The sequence below is a fragment of the Pantoea sp. UYEF8 genome, from assembly GCF_040546285.1.
Lineage (GTDB): Bacteria > Pseudomonadota > Gammaproteobacteria > Enterobacterales > Enterobacteriaceae > Pantoea > Pantoea brenneri.
The window spans coordinates 50,323-70,251 of the sequence record NZ_JBEPNM010000012.1; the positions used below are offsets into that span (position 1 = coordinate 50,323).

At 56.6% G+C, this 19,929-nt stretch carries 16 protein-coding genes; 8 read left to right on the plus strand and 8 right to left on the minus strand.

What is annotated here, in order from left to right:
* Positions 1-227: 227 nt before the first annotated feature.
* Positions 228-1,580, minus strand: coding sequence for a UDP-N-acetylmuramate:L-alanyl-gamma-D-glutamyl-meso-diaminopimelate ligase (gene mpl / locus ABIB18_RS19185; protein WP_031376394.1), 1,353 nt, complete (start codon positions 1,578-1,580; stop codon positions 228-230).
* Positions 1,581-1,748: 168 nt separating this feature from the next.
* Between mpl and fbp the strand changes: the two genes are divergently transcribed.
* Positions 1,749-2,756, plus strand: coding sequence for a class 1 fructose-bisphosphatase (fbp, locus tag ABIB18_RS19190; protein WP_031376395.1), 1,008 nt, complete (start codon positions 1,749-1,751; stop codon positions 2,754-2,756).
* Between the two features lie 220 nt (positions 2,757-2,976).
* On the opposite strand, the gene ABIB18_RS19195 is transcribed toward fbp, so the two are convergent.
* Positions 2,977-4,536, minus strand: coding sequence for a methyl-accepting chemotaxis protein (locus tag ABIB18_RS19195; protein ID WP_031376396.1), 1,560 nt, complete (start codon positions 4,534-4,536; stop codon positions 2,977-2,979).
* A 171-nt stretch (positions 4,537-4,707) separates the two neighbouring features.
* Here ABIB18_RS19195 and ABIB18_RS19200 point away from each other — a divergent pair, with 171 nt between their 5' ends.
* The 3 genes from ABIB18_RS19200 (at position 4,708) to ppa (ending at position 6,262) form a co-directional block, all read left to right on the plus strand.
* On the plus strand, positions 4,708-5,118 hold the full coding sequence (locus tag ABIB18_RS19200) for a lysozyme inhibitor LprI family protein (RefSeq protein ID WP_031376397.1): 411 nt from the start codon (positions 4,708-4,710) through the stop codon (positions 5,116-5,118).
* A gap of 63 nt (positions 5,119-5,181) precedes the next feature.
* A complete protein-coding gene (locus ABIB18_RS19205; RefSeq protein WP_031376398.1) occupies positions 5,182-5,631 on the plus strand; it encodes a DUF441 domain-containing protein in 450 nt (149 codons plus the stop codon).
* Positions 5,632-5,731: 100 nt separating this feature from the next.
* Positions 5,732-6,262, plus strand: a complete 531-nt coding sequence (gene ppa, locus ABIB18_RS19210; protein ID WP_031376399.1) for an inorganic diphosphatase — start codon at positions 5,732-5,734, stop codon at positions 6,260-6,262.
* Positions 6,263-6,321: 59 nt separating this feature from the next.
* On the opposite strand, the gene ABIB18_RS19215 is transcribed toward ppa, so the two are convergent.
* From ABIB18_RS19215 to tamA, 3 genes are read right to left on the minus strand one after another with little or no spacing between them, the layout of a single operon-like run.
* A complete protein-coding gene (locus tag ABIB18_RS19215) occupies positions 6,322-6,675 on the minus strand; it encodes a gamma-glutamylcyclotransferase family protein (RefSeq protein ID WP_031376400.1) in 354 nt (117 codons plus the stop codon).
* Positions 6,676-6,677: 2 nt separating this feature from the next.
* The gene (gene tamB, locus ABIB18_RS19220) at positions 6,678-10,448 is read right to left on the minus strand and encodes an autotransporter assembly complex protein TamB (RefSeq protein WP_089561914.1); all 3,771 of its coding nucleotides are present in this window, start codon (positions 10,446-10,448) and stop codon (positions 6,678-6,680) included.
* Positions 10,445-12,160: an autotransporter assembly complex protein TamA gene (gene tamA, locus ABIB18_RS19225; RefSeq protein ID WP_176035892.1), complete on the minus strand. Its 1,716-nt coding sequence runs from the start codon at positions 12,158-12,160 to the stop codon at positions 10,445-10,447. The genes tamB and tamA overlap by 4 nt, the downstream gene beginning before the upstream one ends.
* Positions 12,161-12,681: 521 nt before the next feature.
* Between tamA and paeA the strand changes: the two genes are divergently transcribed.
* Entirely contained in the window at positions 12,682-14,004 is a 1,323-nt protein-coding gene (gene paeA / locus ABIB18_RS19230) for a polyamine export protein PaeA (protein WP_031376402.1), read from the plus strand.
* 172 nt (positions 14,005-14,176) lie between these two features.
* Here paeA and ABIB18_RS19235 read toward each other — a convergent pair whose 3' ends face one another.
* Positions 14,177-14,383, minus strand: a complete 207-nt coding sequence (locus ABIB18_RS19235) for a DUF1107 domain-containing protein (protein ID WP_003855513.1) — start codon at positions 14,381-14,383, stop codon at positions 14,177-14,179.
* Between the two features lie 315 nt (positions 14,384-14,698).
* Between ABIB18_RS19235 and ABIB18_RS19240 the strand changes: the two genes are divergently transcribed.
* Positions 14,699-15,256 (plus strand): YtfJ family protein, encoded by a 558-nt coding sequence (locus ABIB18_RS19240; RefSeq protein ID WP_031376403.1) that lies wholly within the window; start codon positions 14,699-14,701, stop codon positions 15,254-15,256.
* Between the two features lie 41 nt (positions 15,257-15,297).
* On the opposite strand, the gene cysQ is transcribed toward ABIB18_RS19240, so the two are convergent.
* Positions 15,298-16,041, minus strand: coding sequence for a 3'(2'),5'-bisphosphate nucleotidase CysQ (gene cysQ, locus ABIB18_RS19245; RefSeq protein ID WP_354475282.1), 744 nt, complete (start codon positions 16,039-16,041; stop codon positions 15,298-15,300).
* Positions 16,042-16,334: 293 nt separating this feature from the next.
* Here cysQ and ABIB18_RS19250 point away from each other — a divergent pair, with 293 nt between their 5' ends.
* Entirely contained in the window at positions 16,335-18,275 is a 1,941-nt protein-coding gene (locus ABIB18_RS19250; RefSeq protein ID WP_354475284.1) for a bifunctional 2',3'-cyclic-nucleotide 2'-phosphodiesterase/3'-nucleotidase, read from the plus strand.
* A 127-nt stretch (positions 18,276-18,402) separates the two neighbouring features.
* On the opposite strand, the gene bamJ is transcribed toward ABIB18_RS19250, so the two are convergent.
* On the minus strand, positions 18,403-19,023 hold the full coding sequence (gene bamJ / locus ABIB18_RS19255; RefSeq protein WP_031376406.1) for a BamJ family beta-barrel-assembly machinery protein: 621 nt from the start codon (positions 19,021-19,023) through the stop codon (positions 18,403-18,405).
* A 218-nt stretch (positions 19,024-19,241) separates the two neighbouring features.
* Between bamJ and ABIB18_RS19260 the strand changes: the two genes are divergently transcribed.
* On the plus strand, positions 19,242-19,913 hold the full coding sequence (locus tag ABIB18_RS19260; RefSeq protein WP_082097609.1) for an OapA family protein: 672 nt from the start codon (positions 19,242-19,244) through the stop codon (positions 19,911-19,913).
* Positions 19,914-19,929 lie beyond the last annotated feature (16 nt).

Sequence of the window (19,929 nt, forward strand, 5' to 3'; positions counted from 1 at the left end):
GCAGTTCGCTGCCGATCATTCTCACGACAGACGCCACATCACGCGCATTTGCTTCAGCTCAGGAGGCTATTCACCGCGCGCGGTGATAAGGTTTCTGTCGCTGCACGGTGATACGTTAAGGATGCCGTGGCGTGTGAAGTCAGGAGCGGCGAAGTCTGGCGGGAAATAAAATGCGGGCCGGTGTCAGGTTAAGGTAAAAAAAAGCGCCCCGGCGGGCGCTTGTTCTGTTAAGCCAGTTTATCGAGCAGCTTCTGATGAATGCCGCCGAATCCGCCGTTGCTCATCACCAGAATCGAATCGCCCGGCTGCGCCGCTTTGGTAATCATCGAGACCAGCGTATCGATATCCGCGGTGGTGTGCGCCGGCTGCATACAGGCGTCAGCCACGTCTGAAACCTGCCACGGGATGTGGTGCGGCTGGAACAGGAAAACTTCGTCAGCACGCGCCAGCGACGGTGCCAGTTCGTTTTTATTCACGCCCATTTTCATGGTGTTTGATCGTGGCTCCAGCACCGCCAGAATTCGTGCCGTTCCGCCCACTTTGCTACGCAGCGCAGCCAGGGTCGCCAGAATCGCGGTCGGGTGATGCGCGAAATCGTCATACACTTTGATGCCGTTGACCTCGCCGCGCAGCTCCAGCCGGCGACGCGCGTTGATGAAGCTGTTCAGCGCCTGGCCGGCATCTTCCGGCTTCACGCCGACATGCCGCGCTGCGGCGATCGCCATCAGTCCGTTGTGCATGTTGTGCTCACCGACCAGCGCCCAGTTCACCTCGCCCACTCTGGCGCCATCAAGCCACACTTCCCAGTGCGACGCATCCGCCGTGAGTTTTTTCGCCTGCCAGCGGCCGTGTTCGCCGATACTCTCCTGCTCGCTCCAGCAGCCCATCGCCATCACCTGCCTGAGGTTGTGATCGTTTTCGGGCAGCAGGATCTTACCCTGCCCCGGCACGATCCGGATCAGATGATGGAACTGCTTCTGGATCGCCCGCAGATCGTCAAAAATATCCGCATGATCGAATTCAAGATTATTGAGGATCAGCGTGCGCGGGCAGTAATGGACAAACTTGGAGCGCTTATCAAAAAACGCGCAATCGTACTCATCCGCTTCGATCACGAAGAATGGACTTTTTCCTAATTTTGCCGAGACGTCGAAGTTTCCTGGCACACCACCAATAATGAAGCCTGGTTCCAGCCCGCAGGCCTCCAGAATCCACGCTGCCATGCCGGCTGTGGTGGTTTTGCCGTGGGTTCCCGCCACGGCCAGTACCCAGCGATCGCGTAGCACGAAGTCGTGCAGCCACTGCGGGCCAGAGAGGTAAGGAATGTTGCGTTCCAGAACGGCTTCCACACAAGGATTGCCACGCGTCATCGCATTACCGATGATCACTAAGTCCGGTGCCGGGTCGAGCTGGCTTGCGTCATAACCTTCTGTCAATTCAATGCCTTGCTGCTCAAGCAGCGTGCTCATTGGCGGGTAAACGTTGGCGTCCGAACCGGTCACCTGATGGCCAAGCGAACGGGCCAGCATCGCCAGACCGCCCATAAACGTGCCACAAATCCCAAGGATGTGAATGCGCATAACGAGATCCATTACTCAAAAGTTCGGCGCACAGTGTAACGCTGCTCGCAGACGGAAGAAACGGATTAGGACTATGGTTTTTGAAGTTCAATCGGCTAAACTGCGTACGCATACGTTGGCAGACTGTTACGCATGCTGCCACTCCATCGAAGATTCAGGGAATGTGTTATGAAAACGTTAGGCGAATTTATCGTCGAGAAGCAACACGACTTTCCGCACGCCACAGGTGAACTGACGGCGCTGATTTCAGCCATCAAGCTGGGTGCCAAAATTATCCACCGCGACATTAACAAAGCCGGTTTAGTGGATATTCTCGGTGCCAGTGGGGTTGAGAATGTTCAGGGTGAGCAGCAGATGAAATTGGATCTGTTCGCCAACGAAAAACTGAAAGCGGCATTGAAAGCCCGTGGCATCGTCGCCGGTATCGCGTCTGAAGAAGAGGACGAGTTCGTTATCTTTGAAGGTGAGGAAAACGGTAAGTACGTGGTGTTGATGGATCCGCTGGATGGGTCGTCGAACATCGACGTTAACGTTTCTGTCGGTACTATCTTTTCTATCTATCGCCGCGTCAGTGAGCCGGGTACGCCGGTTGTCGAAGCTGACTTTATGCAGCCGGGCAACAAGCAGGTCGCTGCCGGTTACGTGGTGTACGGTTCGTCAACCATGATGGTCTACACCACCGGTGCAGGCGTGCATGCGTTCACCTACGATCCGTCGCTGGGCGTTTTCTGCCTGAGCCACGAGCGCATGACCTACCCGGAAACCGGTTATACCTATTCGATTAACGAAGGTAACTACATTCGTTTCCCGCAGGGCGTGAAGAAATACCTGAAGTTCTGTCAGGAAGAGGATATTGCTACGCACCGTCCTTACACTTCCCGCTATATCGGATCGCTGGTGGCCGATTTCCACCGTAACCTGCTGAAGGGCGGCATCTATCTCTACCCAAGCACCGCCAGCCATCCGCAAGGTAAGCTGCGTCTGCTGTATGAGTGCAACCCGATGGCATTCCTCGCGGAGCAGGCAGGCGGTAAGGCCAGCGATGGTCAGAAACGTATTCTGGATATCCCGCCGGTCACGCTGCATCAGCGCTGCCCGTTTTACTGCGGTAACGAGGCGATGGTCAACGACGTTGAGCGTTTCCTGGGCGAATTCCCGGATTGCCGCCAGGGCTAATCTGGCGACAATCAAAGGGCGCGAATATCGCGCCCTGACGTTATTAAACAGGCCCTGGCTCAGGGAGCAAACGTCCTCCGCAAAGACGCAAAAATGCCATCCGTGGCTGCTCAGCGTGTGCCATCCGTGGCCCGCGATGCTTTGCTACTGACGAGTGCTCCCATCACATTGAGTTGGTCTGCTGTCTGAGGGCGCGAATATCGCGCCCTTTTTTTTGCTTTCAGGCCGGCTGCAAGCGGAACTGCGCCATGGTCGCCTGTAGCTGACCGGACTGGGCCTCCAGCGACTGGGTCGCCGCAGTTGCCTGCTCCACCAGCGCGGCGTTCTGCTGTGCGGCTTCATCCATCTGCGTTACTGCCAGGTTGACCTGCTCAATGCCGCGGCTCTGCTCGTCAGAGGCCATTGAGATCTCTTTCATCAGCGCGGTGACGCGCATCACCTCACCTGAAATTTCATCCATGGTTTCCCCGGCACGCGTCGCCATCTCGCTGCCCTCTTTGACCCGCGTCTGCGAATCCCCGATCAGCGTACGGATCTCTTTGGCGGCGTTGGCGCTGCGCTGCGCCAGGGTGCGCACTTCATTGGCAACCACCGCGAAACCGCGGCCCTGTTCACCGGCGCGCGCCGCTTCAACCGCTGCATTAAGTGCCAGGATATTGGTCTGGAAGGCGATACCGTCGATTACGCTGAGAATGTCGCCGATGCGATTGGCGCTGTCGGTGATCTCATGCATTTTCTCCATCACGTAGCACACCACTTCAGCGCCGCGATCGGCGGTATCTGACACCGCATTCGCCAGCTGATGTGCCTGCTGCGCGTTGCTGGCATTGAGCCGCACCGTTGCGGTTAACTGCTCCATGCTGGCTGCAGTCTGCTCCAGCGAGGCTGCGGACTCTTCGGTGCGCTGCGACAGATTGACGTTGCCCGCGGCCAGTTCACGGCTGCCGATGTCGATTTGCAGGCTGGCTTCCCGCACCTGGCTGACCGAGGCGCGCAACGCCTGCTGCATCTCTGCCAGCGCATGGTTGAGCCGTCCCAGTTCATTGTTACCGGCTGCCGGCAGGGTTTGTGATAAGTCGCCAGCGGCAACCTGTTCGAGATGCACAATGGCGTTGTTAAGCGGCTGAAGCAGCATCCGGCGCAGCAGCTGCCAGGCGAGTACCAGCAACAGCAGCGTCAGCACCACCGCGACGGCGATCAGAACTTTCATTTTGGTTTCGTTATAGGCCGCCTGAGCCAGCTGCGCGGCGGTTACCTGATTGGCGTACTGGCCGAAATCATCCACCGCTTTGCTGTAGCGGGCAGCCAGTGAGGCCAGGTTGCCCTCCAGCAGCTGGTAATATTCGTCGGTATATTGCTTATCCAGCGCGCTCATCATTGGCCGGATGCCCTGCTCAAGATAGGCTTTGTAGCTGCCTGCCACCGCATCCGCCAGCTTTTTGCCGTGTGCCGTGACCGTGCCCGCATCAATAAAACGCTTCAGGTTCTGCTGTGATGTCAGCACATCGGCCTGTGCCAGCTTAGTGACGCCGGCCCCCTCTTCCAGCAAACCAATTTCAATTTTTCTCACCGCCAGCGCCGCGTTGGCGCGGGCGCGCATTAAATCCGCGTTGCTCTGATACAGGCTGTTCAGCTCAACTCCCTGAATGCGATTAATCACATCCAGCGACCGGTTCCCTTTGTTAATTGCCACGATACCCATAAAACTCACCGCCAACAGCAGCAGTGTCATAAATGCCAGCAATGCCAGCAACCCCGTGCGAAGTGATAACTGTTTCATCTTGATAGTTTCCGTGTATGAGAAAAGGCGAAATTTCCAGCGGCCCTAAAACGGAACAGGTATCGGCCATCACTCCGCTAAACTTTAACCTTAATGAATGGTTATCGACTTGATCATCACGGAGACATCTATCAAGCTGGACGCCGCTTATCAGTTACCCGGGGAAGAATAATGAAAACAGGATGGCTTCTGGCCCTGCTGTTGGCCAGCGACGTGGCAATGGCGCAGGATCGGCCGGCGGATGCCGCTCTGGCGCACTGCCTGAACGGCGCATCGACCACCCTTGCGATGAATCAGTGTTATGCCGCAGCCAGTAAAGCCTGGGATCAGGAGATGAATAATCAGTATGGCAAACTGATGAACCGGTTAACCGGCGAGCCTAAAAACAGCTTGCGTCAGGCCCAGCGTGCCTGGCTCAGCTACCGCGACAGCTGGCTGGCGGCCAGCCGCAGTCAGCTCAGCGCGCAGGGCACGCTCGGCAGCGTGGCGCTGAGTGCGCAGAGCGTCAGCCTGGTGCGTAACCAGGCGCTGATGTTGCAATCGCTGAGCACCGGCAGCTGCGCTAATCCGGATGATTGTTGATTACCACCCGTTTATGCGCTGGCTGAAGTCCTCAGCGCATCCATTCATTTTCAGGGAGAAACCATGGCTGCTTATGCCTCGACCATTATTCTGATCTGCCTCGCCATTCTGAGTTATTTCGTTCACAACAACGCCGTCACCATCTCCATTCTGGTGCTGCTGGCGATCAAGATTACGCCGCTGGCGCAATTTTTCCCCTATGTAGAGAAGCAGGGCATTACCTTAGGCATCATTATCCTGACCGTGGCGGTGATGGCGCCGCTGGCCAGCGGATCGCTGCCCGCCTCAACCTTGCTCAAATCCTTTGCCAACTGGAAGTCGATCGTGGCGATTCTGGTCGGCATTTTTGTCGCCTGGCTGGGCGGTCGCGGCGTTAACTTTATGAGCGTTCAGCCCTCGGTCATTGGCGGGTTATTGATTGGTACGGTGATTGGCGTGGCGTTTTTCCGCGGCGTGCCGGTCGGACCGCTGATTGCAGCCGGGATTGTTTCGCTGTTTGTCGCGGCAAAGTAGCGTTAGGGTGCATTCCGAAACGCCAAAAAGAGGGCATACTTTCAGAGTCAGTTGGCTATAATAGCCGACACTCAACATACGACTACTGAAGGAATGCCCGATGAGTTTGAACCAGGTGCCAGCAGGTAAAGACCTGCCAGAAGATATCTACGTAATCATTGAGATCCCGGCCAATGCCGATCCGATCAAATATGAAGTTGATAAAGAGTCTGGTGCCCTGTTTGTAGACCGCTTCATGTCTACCGCCATGTTCTATCCGTGCAACTACGGCTACATCAACCACACCCTGTCACTGGATGGTGATCCGGTTGACGTGCTGGTCCCAACGCCATACCCGCTGGAGCCAGGTTCTGTGATCCGCTGCCGTCCGGTTGGCGTGCTGAAAATGACCGACGAGTCTGGCGAAGATGCCAAACTGGTTGCGGTTCCGCACACCAAACTCTCTAAAGAGTACGATCACATTAAAGATGTGAACGACCTGCCAGAACTGCTGCGCGCACAGATCACCCACTTCTTTGAACATTACAAAGATCTGGAAAAAGGCAAATGGGTGAAAGTGGATGGCTGGGATAATGCCGAAGCTGCTAAAGCCGAAATCATCTCCTCTTACGAGCGCGCACAGAAGAAGTAATTCTGCTGTCAGCCGATAAGTCGAAAAAAAAACACCGTCCAACTGGACGGTGTTTTTGTTCAGGCCTCTGGCTCTTCATCACGCTTTAGCCAGTCCCCGCTCATGATACGCTGGCGTCCTGCCACTGAGCGTTGATAAACATAAAGCCATGCGCTGCCAAACGGCGTCTGAATCAGATGACGTTTGTACTCCCCTCCCTTGGTGCGTAACGCATCCAGCTCGCCAAGGGTGGAGGCATCAATGCGGTACACTTCACACTGCACCGCTCCATTGCCTTCAATCACGCCGGGATAATGTCCCAGACTGTAGAGCTCAAAGCCCTCAATCTGGAAATCACCCAGCCATTGCGCATTCGTCATCCAGTGACTGTTTCCCTGTTTGCGCCGTAAACTGCCGTAGACAATTATTCGCATTGCTAAAACTCAAACTGATAGAGCAAATCGAGAGCCTGATCCACACCGGACACGGCTTCCAGATAGAGTTTAGGCATCAGGCGGTAACGCAAGGTTAACGTCGCCAGTGAATCAAATATGCCAACACCGTATTTTACCTGCAGACCCGGTAGTACATAGCCGCTGACCTGCACCTGCTGGCTGTCGCCAACACCGGCAGTATCAAGGGCCAGATTACTGACACCGAATGTCTCGCCGATTTTACCCACAACCTGCCCACTTTGTGCAACCCCTAAGCCAACAAGCGCTGAGGTTAACGCGTTACTGTCGCCGTCGCTGCCGAGTCCCTGACCGCGCAGCAGGTAAGAGAGCGCTTCCTGTTGCGACATCGCCGGATCGGAGAAGACTTCAGCTTTTGGCTCATCTGCCAGGCCGGTGACGCGCAGTCCGGCGGTGACATCATCTTCAGTCGCCTCCGGGTTACGGATCGCTTCAAGGTTGATGTAAGGCTGGTCAGGCGGTCCGGCAAACTGTAGCTCGCCCTTACGCACAATCAGATCCTGGCCATAGGCGTGGAAACGGCCGGAAGGAATATTGATCTGGCCGTTGAGGCCGAGACCGGATTTGTCCTGCACCAGTTTGAGATCGCCATTGAGCTTCGCTTTCAGTCCGAACGCGGAGAGCCGCACATCATTACCGACGTGGATCACCAAATTGCTGTTGATTGGAATGGCGGCGGTTTGCGGCTGAATCGGCTTGAGGTTCTGATCCAGCATCACTTCATCCGAAGAGACGCCGGTGGCGCTTTCCGGCACTTCCTGCACCGTGATGCGCGCCCAGGGAACATCCACCCGGCCCGACAGGTTAAATGCCGCAGGCGTGGCTTCAAACACCAGATCCGGCGAGACATCCATCCGCACCATCGGCGGCACCGTTACCCGGACCCGGCTGCCCTGCGCCGCTACACGTGCACGCCAGTTATCAAGCTGGCTCCAGTCGGCGTTACCGTTGAGGTTGATGTTGCCCTGCGCGGTCTGAATCAGCCCGTTGAGGGTCGAACTCATGCCGTTAAACACCAGATTGAGGTTGGCGGCGGTCAGATCGACCGGCATGAAGCTGCCATCAACATCGACATCAGACAGGCCGAGCTGACCAAACACCTGCGGCTGCTGCACGCTGCCCGCCAGCCGTAAACTGCTGTTCAGGTTGCCTTTGATCTTCTCGCCCTGCATCAGTGCCGGGTTCAGCATCGCCAGCGACAGATTGCGGATATTGACGTTGCCGCCCAGCGTGCGGCGGTTTTCCGGATCGGTGATCTGGACGTTACCATCCAGCTGACCGTTGTTGGCGATGCGGATCAGCCAGTCGAGCTGCGCACGGCCGTCACGCAGCGCCGCATTCAGGTTCAGGGTATCGAAGGCGACGGGCAGCGTATTGCCCTGCACATCCTGCTGAACTTTGACGCCGTTACCCTTCAGCGACACCGTACCGGTTGGCAGGCCTTCGCCGGCACGCCAGTTAACCCGCACGTCACCGCTGAATACGCCGCTGAGCTGGGTCGCATCAGGCATAAACGGTTTAACCATCGCCAGATCAAAGCGATTCAGTACCACGTGCGCCTTGCCGCTCGGACCGGCTTCCACCGGTTCCGGTACGCAGAGCTGGGCATTCGGGTTCTGCCAGCAGTGCGGCCCGATGGTGGCGGTCTGTTTGCTATTGAGGTAGTCGATAGCCATCGCCCGCGTCAGCCGCCATTCCCCTACCGGGGTATCGAAGCGGGTATTGTTCAGTTCGCCTTTCCAGCGCTGCGCCTGGCGGTCAAAGCTGCCGTTCAGCGCCAGCTGACCTGACACCGGCTCGCCCTGCACATTGAGCTTCAGCTGATGCTGATGCTCGTTGCCGTCGGCATTCAGGGTCAGCAGGTTAATGCTGAGCGCATCCTGCTTCAGCTGTTCGACGCGCAACTGCAGCTTGCCGGCCACCTGCTCGCCGGAGCGGACATCACCGTTCAGCGTGACGCGGTTAATCTGCATCTGCTGCCAGCGCAGGCCACGGGCATTGAGATCGGCCAGCAGCTGCGGCGCGCTCAGGGTGCCACGCGCTTTAATCGTGCCGTTGACCACGCCGCCCAGGCCCGGCAGCGCATTGTCGAGCTGAGGCGCGTCGATGCTGGCATCAAGATCCAGCTGCTCACCCAAAGCGCCCTTCACATCCAGATGATTACGACCCAGCGCCAGTTTAATGCCGGGTATCTTCCACTGGTTGTAGCTGTTGCCGGTGAGCGAGCCATCCGCCGTGACCGCATTCTGCTTCACATTCCCTTTCAGCTGTAGCTGCGGCACGCTTAACTGCCAGCTTCCGCCGTAGAGACTGCCGCGGGTAGTAATTTTGCCATCCAGCCGGGCGGGCCAGTCGGGATACTGCTGAGCGGTATTGATGCCGGCCAGCGTCAGTTCACTGCGCCAGCTGATCGCCTTACTCCAGTCGACCAGCGCAGTCAGATCGATATTGCCCTGCAATGCCGCGATGCGCAGTTTATCGAGGCTGAACTGCTCGACGTTACCTTTCCCCGTCAGTGAAATGTTCGCCGGCGGCACCGTTTCCCCTTTCACCGCGGTACGCAGCGACATGACGTAGTCGGTCGCTTTGCCTTTGAACTGGTAGTCGAGGTTATCGGCCTGGTACTGCACCGCACCGGTTAAAGGCCAGCGCAGCTGTGGGCTGGTGAGCCGCAGCGACAGCGGCAAACCCGCCACCGCCAGCTGGGTAGTAGCATCGAGCTGTGCTTTCACCGGACCGGAAAGGTTGAGCGCCAGCTTCAGCTCATCGCGCATGGCACCGTTAAGCTTCAGCGCGATTTTTTCGCCTTTGATCGGATCGGTATTCACGTCACCGTTAAGGGTGAAATCGACCGGCCAGTTATCCGCCAGCGTGGCCTGGCCGCTGCCGTTCAGCTTGCCGAGGTTCGAGTCCACCTCCAGCGTGCTGAGCTGCATCTGGCGGTCAGCGGTTTTGGCTTTCAGCAGCAGCCGACCGATCGCAATGTCGGTGTCGCCGGTGATGCGCAGCTGTTCGCCAAGGATCTGCTGCACATCAATATCCAGCGGCAAGCGGAAATCGGGTAACGCCGGCAGCAGCGGTTGCGCGAACATCGCCTGCAGGGTTTCACCCAGCGGCTTCTCCGCCGGTTTCGGCTGCTGCACTTTCGGTTGTACCACCTGCTCGTCAGCAACCTGCGCCGCTTTCGGCAGGGCAATCAGCAGGCTTTGAATATGGGTCGGATTAAGCGTCAGCGCGCGATCCTGCCACTGCAGGCCGGTGGTGAAATCCAGCAGCGAGATGGCGGTGTCATCAACTTTCACATTGATATTGTGCAGGCCGAGATGCCGCAGGGTGATCGGATAAGGCGTGCTGAGGTTGGCGTTGCCGCTCTCCTCTTCCGGCGGCGGCTCGCTGGCCGGCGTCATTTTCTTACTGTCGACCACCACGCTGATATCGCTCAGCGAAACATCGTTCACGCAGACCGATGAGTGCAGCAGACAGTTGAGATCGACGGCGAGGTGAATCTGACCGGCATCGACGCTGACGCCGGGCATCTCATAACGCAATCCGCTCAGGGTCAGATTACGCCAGCCACCATCGACCTGCTTGATCGATAAGCCCGGCACCCAGCGTGAGGCACCGTTTAGCAGCAGATGTAAACCGGGCGTGGTGCCGACTAAAAACGCCACGCCGCCTAATAGCAGCACCAGAAAAATCAGAATGCCGATCAGGACCTTTTTCCACAGCTTCATAGTTCAGGCCCCAGTCCTATGTAAAATTGCAATCCATGTTCCTCGTCATCCCCAATCGGTCGGGCGATATCCAGCTTGATCGGCCCCACCGGTGAAGACCAGCGCACGCCGAAGCCGGCGCCGGTTTTAACATTACTCTGTTTGATATCGTTGACCGCTTCGCCCGAGTCGACAAAGACCGCTCCCCACCATTTGCCGCTGACGTTGTACTGATATTCCAGCGATCCGGTGGCGAGCTTAGAGGCACCGGTCAGTTTGCCGTCCTCATCGCGTGGTGAGATATCTTTGTATTTGTAACCGCGAATGCTGCGGTCGCCGCCCGCGAAGAAGCGGAGATCCGGCGGGACTTTTTCGAAGTCGTTGGTTTCGATCCAGCCGAGATTGCCGCGCGCGACAAAACGGTGTTTATCACCGAGCGTGCGGATCCAGACGTTCTGCGCCTGCAGAATCAGGAAATCGACATCCGAACCCCAGGTGGTATCAGAAACATCCACCGAGTAGCGCTGTGTGTCGCCCCAGGTCGGCATTAAGCCGCCGCGTGAGCGGGTTCGGTTCACGCTGACGCCAGGATAGAGCAGCATGGTGGTGTTGGTGACGCTGCCCTGGGTAAAGTGGTCCAGGCTCCAGCGCAGGTTAATCGCTTTCTGCCAGCCACTGCTGCTGTCCCAGTTGCGCGACATCGCCAGCGTGGTGGTATCGGCTTTGGTATCGTTGAGGTCGGTGCGCTTCAGGCCACCGGAGAAGGTGTAATACTGCTCCAGCGGGCTTTTCAGCAGCGGAACTTTATAGCTCAGATCGACCTGCTGCTCCGGCGCTGAAACGTAGGCGCTGGCTGCCAGACTGTGGCCGCGATCGTTGATCCACGGTTTTTTCCAGGTGCCTTTCAGGCGCGGTCCGACATCCGTCGAGTAGCCTACCCCGGTTTCAATGGTGTTTTCGGTACGCGGCGACATCACCGCATTGAGCGGCAGAACTTTGGTTTCGCGGCCCTGTTTAAACTCCGGGGCCACTACCACTGAGTTAAACCAGCCGGTGGCGGAGAGACGGCGGTTCAGCTCGGCTAAATCGCGGGAGGTGTAATAGTCGCCCTGCTTAAAGGGCACCAGATTTTGCAGATACTCCTCGCGAATTTGCGAGCCTTCAAAGCTGACATCGCCAAAGCGGTAACGCTGACCACTGTCGTAATCAATATCCCAGAACGCTTCGCGCCGTTCGACCGATACGCCTAACTGGCTTTTCTTAAAGTTGCCATCGAAGTAACCATTGCGCAGAGCAAGATTAGAAAAACCACTTTTGAATTTATCATACTGACCGTGGTTAAGCTGGGTGCCTACTTTGGGCCGTCCCTGCGCTACCCAGGCTTTATAGTCGGCATCGTTACGTGCATCGCCTTCTATGACGATGCTGCTGCCGCCAATTTTAACCGGTTCGCCGGGCGTGACCCGCGCCACTAATACCGGACGACCGCCTTTTGGCGGCGCAGGACGGGATTCAAAGTCAATCTCCGGCTCATAATAGCCGAGCGCGCGCAGCCCCTCTTTTATCGCTACCGAAACGCGTGCGCGAAAGCGGCCGTCGTTCGAGACTTCATCGTTGCCGATGGTCGACAGGCGCGCCCTGACGTTTTTTTGCAAATCCCCGGTTAAACCTTCTACCTGTAATCGTACCGTTGCCGCCTCAAGGGCGGGCGCGGCAAGCAGCAGGCTGGCCATGCAATAAACATGAAATCGTGGCACCTGTACTCCTGTTAAACATGCCGGCCCCTTTTCCGCGGGGCACTTATTAATCATCTTTGCCTGCGCTAGCGCGACGGCAACACCCTCATAATAGCCGCACTTTATGCTAATCGGCGGCGTAAAATCGACTTCTAAGTCAAATGCCCGGTTATTGTCGGTAAATGACGCGGGCGATACAACCGCTGTGGAGAGGAATGATTGTCGCCGCTGGCTTCACTCGGATTAATCTGAACCAAGACCGCGCCGGACCGGCCAGCTCTCCGCGCGTCAACAGGGCGTTTGCCCTCTGGCGGCCCGGTGATAGCACCTGCTATAATCTGCCACCACAGGCATTTCGCCTGTTTTCATTTCTGCCCCGACATTGTCCTTTCCTGTCGAACTGGCGCAGACATTTTTGGCACGGATAGCCCTGTTTGACGGGTAAGCAGATCAGTTACGATCTCACCTGTACGCTGCCCAGGCCAAAAATGACAAGTGGATAACCCTTTGGATCTCTTATGTTAGATAGCTTACTTGTCATCCTGTTACTGATCGTAATCAGTGCATTTTTTTCCCTGTCGGAAATCTCGCTGGCGGCCGCCCGCAAGATCAAACTCAAACTGCTGGCGGATGAGGGCAATATCAACGCGCAACGCGTGTTGAAAATGCAGGAAACGCCGGGCATGTTCTTTACCGTGGTGCAAATTGGTCTGAACGCCGTGGCTATTCTCGGCGGTATTGTCGGCGATGCGGCTTTTTCGCCGGCGTTCAGCAGCCTGTTTAACCGCTTTGTCGCACCAGAACTGGCGGAGCAGCTCAGTTTCATCTGCTCGTTCACCATCGTCACCAGCCTGTTTATCCTGTTCGCCGACTTAACGCCAAAACGGGTCGGTATGATCGCCCCGGAAACCATCGCTCTGCGCATCATTAACCCTATGCGCTTCTGCCTGCTGTTAATGCGTCCGCTGGTGTGGCTGTTTAACGGTCTGGCTAACGTCTTCTTTCGCATCTTCAAACTGCCGATGGTGCGCAAAGACGATATCACCTCTGACGATATCTATGCGGTGGTGGAGGCCGGTGCGCTGGCCGGGGTGCTGCGTAAACAGGAACATGAGTTAATCGAGAACGTGTTTGAACTGGAGTCACGTACCGTTCCATCGTCGATGACCTCACGCGAAAACATCGTCTGGTTTGACCTGCATGAAGATGAAACCAGCCTTAAAACCAAAATCGCCCAACATCCACACTCTAAATTCCTGGTGTGCAGCGGCGATATCGATCATATCGTCGGTTACGTTGACTCAAAAGAACTGCTGCTGCGGGTGCTGGGAAATCAGAGTATGGCGCTGAACAGCGGCTTGCAGATCCGTTCTGCGCTGATTGTGCCGGATACGCTTACGCTGTCTGAAGCGCTGGAGAGTTTCAAAACCGCCGGTGAAGACTTCGCGGTGATCATGAATGAATATGCACTGGTGGTTGGCATCATCACCCTGAATGACGTGATGACCACGCTGATGGGCGACCTGGTCGGTCAGGGCATGGAAGAGCAGATTGTGGCGCGTGATGAGAATTCATGGCTGGTGGAAGGCGGTACGCCGATTGATGATGTGATGCGGGTACTGGACATCGATGACTTCCCGCAGTCAGGCAACTACGAAACCATCGGCGGCTTTATGATGTATATGCTGCGTAAAATTCCCAAGCGTACCGACTTCGTGAAGTTTGCCGGTTATAAATTTGAAGTGGTGGACATTGATAGTTACCGCATCGACCAGTTACTGGTGACCCGCATTGATGAGCGGCCGCCGGTGCTGAATATGACCAAGAGCGAAGAAGAGTAGAATGGCTAAGCGCCTGGCCTGTCAGGCGTAATGGTTGCGGGCAGTCTGGACAGGGACAGCGCGGAGCCAGCAGGGGTACAGGTAGTACATGAGGATTGTGAGCATGACCGGCGCTCAGACTGAGCCTGCCCTGCCTGGATAAACGCTAAGGGCGCCATCGGCGCCCTTTTGATTAGTTGAACTCAAGCTTCAGACGAACGACCTGGCGGTTAATTTCTGACATCACGCTCAGGTGCTGTTTGTCTTTGACGCGCGGGATTAACACTTTCCCTTTATCAAACTCAAACGCGCCGACATCCTTGATATACAACCTTCCTTTGAACAGCGTTTTTACATATTTCGCTATTTGCAGCGGATTATAGCGCTGGAAGATCTTCATACTGATTAACTCCTGTACAATTTTAAGCACGCTTCGCCGTTTCCAAAATAGGTACGAGCCCATGAAGCGCGAATTCGGGATAAACTATAGAACACTCAGCGCTGCTGATGTTCCGAAAAATGAATTTTTTTACTGAGTTGACACATCATTACAGAAGACTCTGTTATTACGCTCACACAACGCAGTATAAACCTTCAGTCGTTAAGGAATTGTGCTGCTGATAACAAACCTGACACCTTTCCAGGACAGCAGCATCATCCCCGCCTACTATTGCAATAAAATGACTAACTGGTCTGATCACTTAAGGAAACAGCGATGCGAATCACTCTGGCAGCGATAGTTTTGTCGTTACTGATACCGGCAAGCGTTATGGCGCATGATTTGAAGCAGGATGCGCGCGTACCGGCCGTCGGCGTGAATGACAAAGGTGAGCTGTTATTGCAGCAGGATAAGTTTAGCTATAAAAACTGGAACAGTGCGCAGCTGAGCGGGAAAGTTCGCGTGATTCAGCATATTGCCGGGCGTTCATCAGCCAAGCAAATGAATGCGGCATTAGTTGAAGCGATCAAAGCCGCGAAGCTGCCGCATGATCGCTATCAGACCACCACCATCGTCAATACGGATGACGCGATTCCAGGGACCGGCATGTTTGTCCGCAGCAGCATTGAGAGCAATAAGCAGCAGTATCCGTGGTCACAATTCATCGTTGACGACAAAGGCAATGTGCAGCGTGCCTGGCAGCTGCAACAGGGCGGCTCCGCCATCGTGGTGCTGGATAAACGCGGCACGGTGAAATTTGTTAAGGATGGGCCGTTGACGCAGGAAGAAGTGCAGCAGGTGGTGACGCTGGTGACCTCCCTGCTGGCGCAGTAGCGGTTGCAGAGTGGCGGGAGGCGAGCCTCCCGCTTAACCGGTTAGAACAGCGAGACGCGGAAGCCGGGATTGAGGAAGGATTCACGCGGCGCGTAATCCAGGGTTTTGCCCTGCCAGTCGTGTACATGGGCACCCGCCGCCATCGCCACCGCGTGACCTGCGCCGGTATCCCAGATGTTGGTCGGCCCGAAGCGCGGATAGAGCTGGGCTTTGCCTTCCGCCACCAGGCAGAACTTCAGCGATGAACCGGTTGCCACGGTCTGATGTTCGCCCAGCTGTTTCAGATACTGCTTCATCTCATCATCGTCGCCGTGTGAGCGGCTCACCACCACCAGCGGTGGCCGGGCGTCACGCGCATGAATCTGTTCACGGTGGCCCCCCTCTTCTTTCCAGGCTTTGCCTTCCGCGGCAGAGTACATTACCCCCAGCGCGGGTGCATAGACCACGCCCAGCACCGGCTTGCCGGCGTCAATCAGCGCAATATTGACGGTGAATTCGCCGTTACGCTTGATGAACTCTTTGGTGCCATCAAGCGGATCGACCAGCCAGTAGCGCTGCCAGTGCTGACGCACCTCCCAGGCCGGTGGGTCCTCTTCTGACAGAACCGGTATCTCAGGCGAAAGCTGCGCCAGACCGTTGACGATCACCTGATGCGCGGCGATATCGGCAGCGGTGACCGGCGAGTCATCCGATTTGTGAGAAACGTCAAGCGGCGCGGCGTCGTTGTAAACCTGCATAATCGCGTCGCCCGCTTCGCGTGCCAGTTGGCAAATTTGCTCTAACATTTTTCACCTCGTTGTGTCCATCTGCTGCACGTTCAGTTCAACGCCTGATGGTTACATTTTAGCAGTTCCGCTCCGCCAGCCGATTGTACGGCGGCAGCACGGAGCAATTTATAGATATATCAATACCATAGTTACCTGTTTATCGCCACGCCTGCCGGCCCCGCCACAGTCTGAAAGCCGTTGTCCGCTGACCGATGCGCCAAAACGATACATCCATCACGATTTAAACTGACCACTCATCAGGCTTTTACATTATTTTGAGAGCCTTAACTTATCTGGCAGCTGGAGCAAGCATGTTTAAGCCTGGAATGATGTTACTGGCCCTGAGCGTTTCCGTCGCCGCGCAGGCGGCAACGGTCGATTTGCGGATACTCGAGACCACCGATCTGCACAGTAACATGATGGATTTCGACTACTACAAAGATACCCCGACCGAGAAATTCGGCCTGGTCCGGACCGCCACGCTGATCCATGCGGCGCGCCAGCAGGTTAAAAACAGCGTGCTGGTCGATAATGGCGACATCATCCAGGGTAGCCCGCTCGGCGATTATATGGCGGCCAAAGGGCTTAGCGCGGGCGAGATCCATCCGGTTTATAAAGCGCTTAACACTCTCGACTACAGCGTCGGTAATCTGGGTAATCACGAGTTTAACTATGGCCTGCCTTACCTGAAAAAAGCGCTGGCTGGCGCACGCTTTCCTTATGTCAACGCCAACGTTATTGACAGCAAAAGTGGCAAACCGCTGTTCACCCCCTACCTGATTAAATCGACCGAGGTGGTAGATCGTGACGGCAAAACGCAGACGGTGAAGATTGGCTACATCGGCTTTGTGCCGCCACAGATCATGGTGTGGGATAAAGCCAATCTGCAGGGTAAAGTGCGGGTGGATGACATCACTGAAACCGCCCGCCGCTACGTACCTGAAATGCGCGCCAGGGGTGCCGATATCATCGTTGCTATTCCCCACTCCGGCCTGAGCAGCGAGCCGTATCATGCGCTGGCGGAAAACTCGGTTTACTACCTTAGCCAGGTTAAAGGCATCAACGCCATTATGTTTGGCCATGCGCATGCGGTATTCCCGGGCAGTGATTTCGCCAGTATCAAAGGGGCGGATATCGCCCAGGGGACGCTGAACGGCATTCCAGCCGTGATGCCCGGCATGTGGGGCGATCATCTGGGTGTGGTCGATCTGGTGCTGGATAATGACGGCGGACGCTGGCAGGTCAGCAGCGGCAAAGCCGAGGCGCGGCCGATTTATGATACCGCAGCGAAAAAGTCGTTAGCGGCGGAAGATCCGGCGCTGGTGAAGGTGCTGGCTGACGATCATCGTGCTACGCGGGCATTTGTGGCCAAGCCGATCGGCAAATCCGCCGATGTGATGTACAGCTATCTGTCACTGGTGCAGGACGATCCGACCGTGCAGATCGTGAATAATGCGCAGCGCGCCTACGTTGAACATTTCATTCAGGGCGATCCGGATCTGGGTCGTCTGCCGGTCCTCTCTGCGGCAGCACCGTTTAAAGCGGGTGGCCGCAAGAACGATCCGGCCAGCTACGTTGAAGTTGAGAAAGGAGCGCTGACCTTCCGCAATGCCGCCGATCTCTATCTTTATCCGAATACCCTGGTGGTGATGAAAATCAGCGGCGCGCAGGTCAAAGAATGGCTGGAATGTTCGGCGGGCCAGTTCAATCAGATCGATCCGCACAGCAGCAAACCCCAGTCGCTGATCAACTGGGATTTCCGTACCTACAACTTTGACGTAATTGACGGGGTTAATTATCAGATCGATGTGACCCAGCCAGCGCGTTATGACGCTGAGTGTCAGCTGATCCATCCGCAGGCCTCACGCATTCGCCAGCTGAGCTGGCAGGGCAAGCCGATCGATCCGCAGGCAACCTTCCTGGTGGCAACCAACAACTATCGCGCTTACGGCGGCAAGTTTGCCGGTACCGGCGATAAGTATATTGCCTTCGCCTCACCGGATGAGAACCGTTCCGTGGTGGCCGCCTATATCAGTGCGGAAACCAAAAAACAGGGCGAAGTCAGGCCGCAGGCGGACAATAACTGGCGTCTGGCGCCGATTGCCTCTGCCACGCCGCTGGATATTCGCTTTGAAACCGCGCCAGGCGATAAAGCGACCCACTTTATTCAGCAGCATGCACAGTATCCGCTCCAGCCAAAGGGCACGGATGCGATCGGTTTTGCTCTCTGGCAGGTAAATTTACAGCAGTAAGAAGCAAGAGGCAGCGGCGGGCAGAACCGCCGCTGGCGTTCCCCTTGTCCGGCACGCTGACAGATGCTCAGGTCAGGCCCGCGAGGGGACGCAACGCTGCCCCCGCAAGGGGAGCAGCGCCGGGGTATTACAGGATTTCCAGCAGCTCTACTTCAAAAATCAGGGTGCTGAATGGCGGGATAGAGGCACCGGCACCACGCTCGCCGTACGCAAGGTTGTGTGGGATCACCAGTTCCCATTTTGAGCCAACCGGCATCAGGGTCAGCGCTTCAATCCAGCCCGCGATCACGCCGCTGACCGGGAATTCTGCTGGCTCACCACGTGCTACGGAGCTATCGAACACGCTGCCGTCAATCAGTTTACCGGTGTAGTGCACACGTACGCGATCCTGGCGGGAAGGGATAGGACCTTCGCCCTGGGTGATGACGCTGAACTGCAGGCCGGATTCGGTGCTGCTCACGCCTTCACGCTGCGCATGTTCCAGCAGGAATGCCTGACCTTCTGCCGCCATCGCTTCGGTGCGCTCACGGCGCACGCCTTCTGCGCGTTCATGCACTTCACGCAGTGCGCGATGAACCACATCAACCGGTACCGCCGGCGAGTTCCCTTCCAGCGCGTCGCGCAGGCCCGCGAGCAGTGCTTCTGGCTGCAGCCCCTGCAGACCAGATTCCAGCAACTGCTGGCCAACCTGTAAACCAATACCGTAACTTGCTTGTGCTTCGACGCTGTCGAAAGAAGGGGTAGTCATCTTCGTTCCTTTCACTCTCGGATAAATTCGAACCGGCAGCATAGCAGTGCAGGCCGCTGGCGTAAAATGCCCTGCATCGCAGATGACTTTTCGCGGCGAAAGAGAAACAATACCCCCGTCAAATTTATCAATGCTGGCAGGCACTTCGCGCCGGTATTGCCCATACTATAACTGTTGACGGAATTACGCCGTCTGTTGCACACCAAAAGAGAGAACACATGGGCCAGATCGCCCCACGACGCCGCAGGACGCGCGCAACGCGTATTGTATCCCGGCTGCAAACCTGGCTGGCCGCACGCAAGCCGCAGCAACCCGCTGGAGAGGAGGAACCACGAATGGCTTCAGACGCGTCATCACGGCTACCGACATGGCTTCATCGTATCTGGCATGTTACCGACCACATCGGCTGGATGGACCCGCTGCCTGCGCCGCATCGCCGTGGCATTGTTATCGCGCTGCTGGTGATGCTGCTGGCGTTTCTCTGGCCGGTCAGTACACCGCGCTATCCGGTGGAGCGTCCGGTTACGCCGTCCGCTGAGAAAGAGGTGCCGATGCAGGCGGATATTTATGACAACAAAGCCGACTCATCCTCTTCTCAGCCGCAGCCGACGCCAAAAGCGGATTCACAGGGAGAGTGGCGCAACTATACGGTCGCTTCAGGCCAGACGCTGGCCCAGCTGTTTCGTGACAACAGTCTGCCGGTAAATGATGTGTTTGCGATGGCGCGAGTGGAAGGCAGCGATCAGCCGCTGAGTTCACTGAAAAGCGGTCAGCAGGTCAAAATCCGTCAGGACGCACAGGGCGCAGTGACCGGACTGACGATAGAGGGCGCTAACGGCCCGGTGCTGTTTACGCGTCAGCCGGATGGCAGCTTTATCCGCGCGCAATAGCGTTCAGGCGGCAATA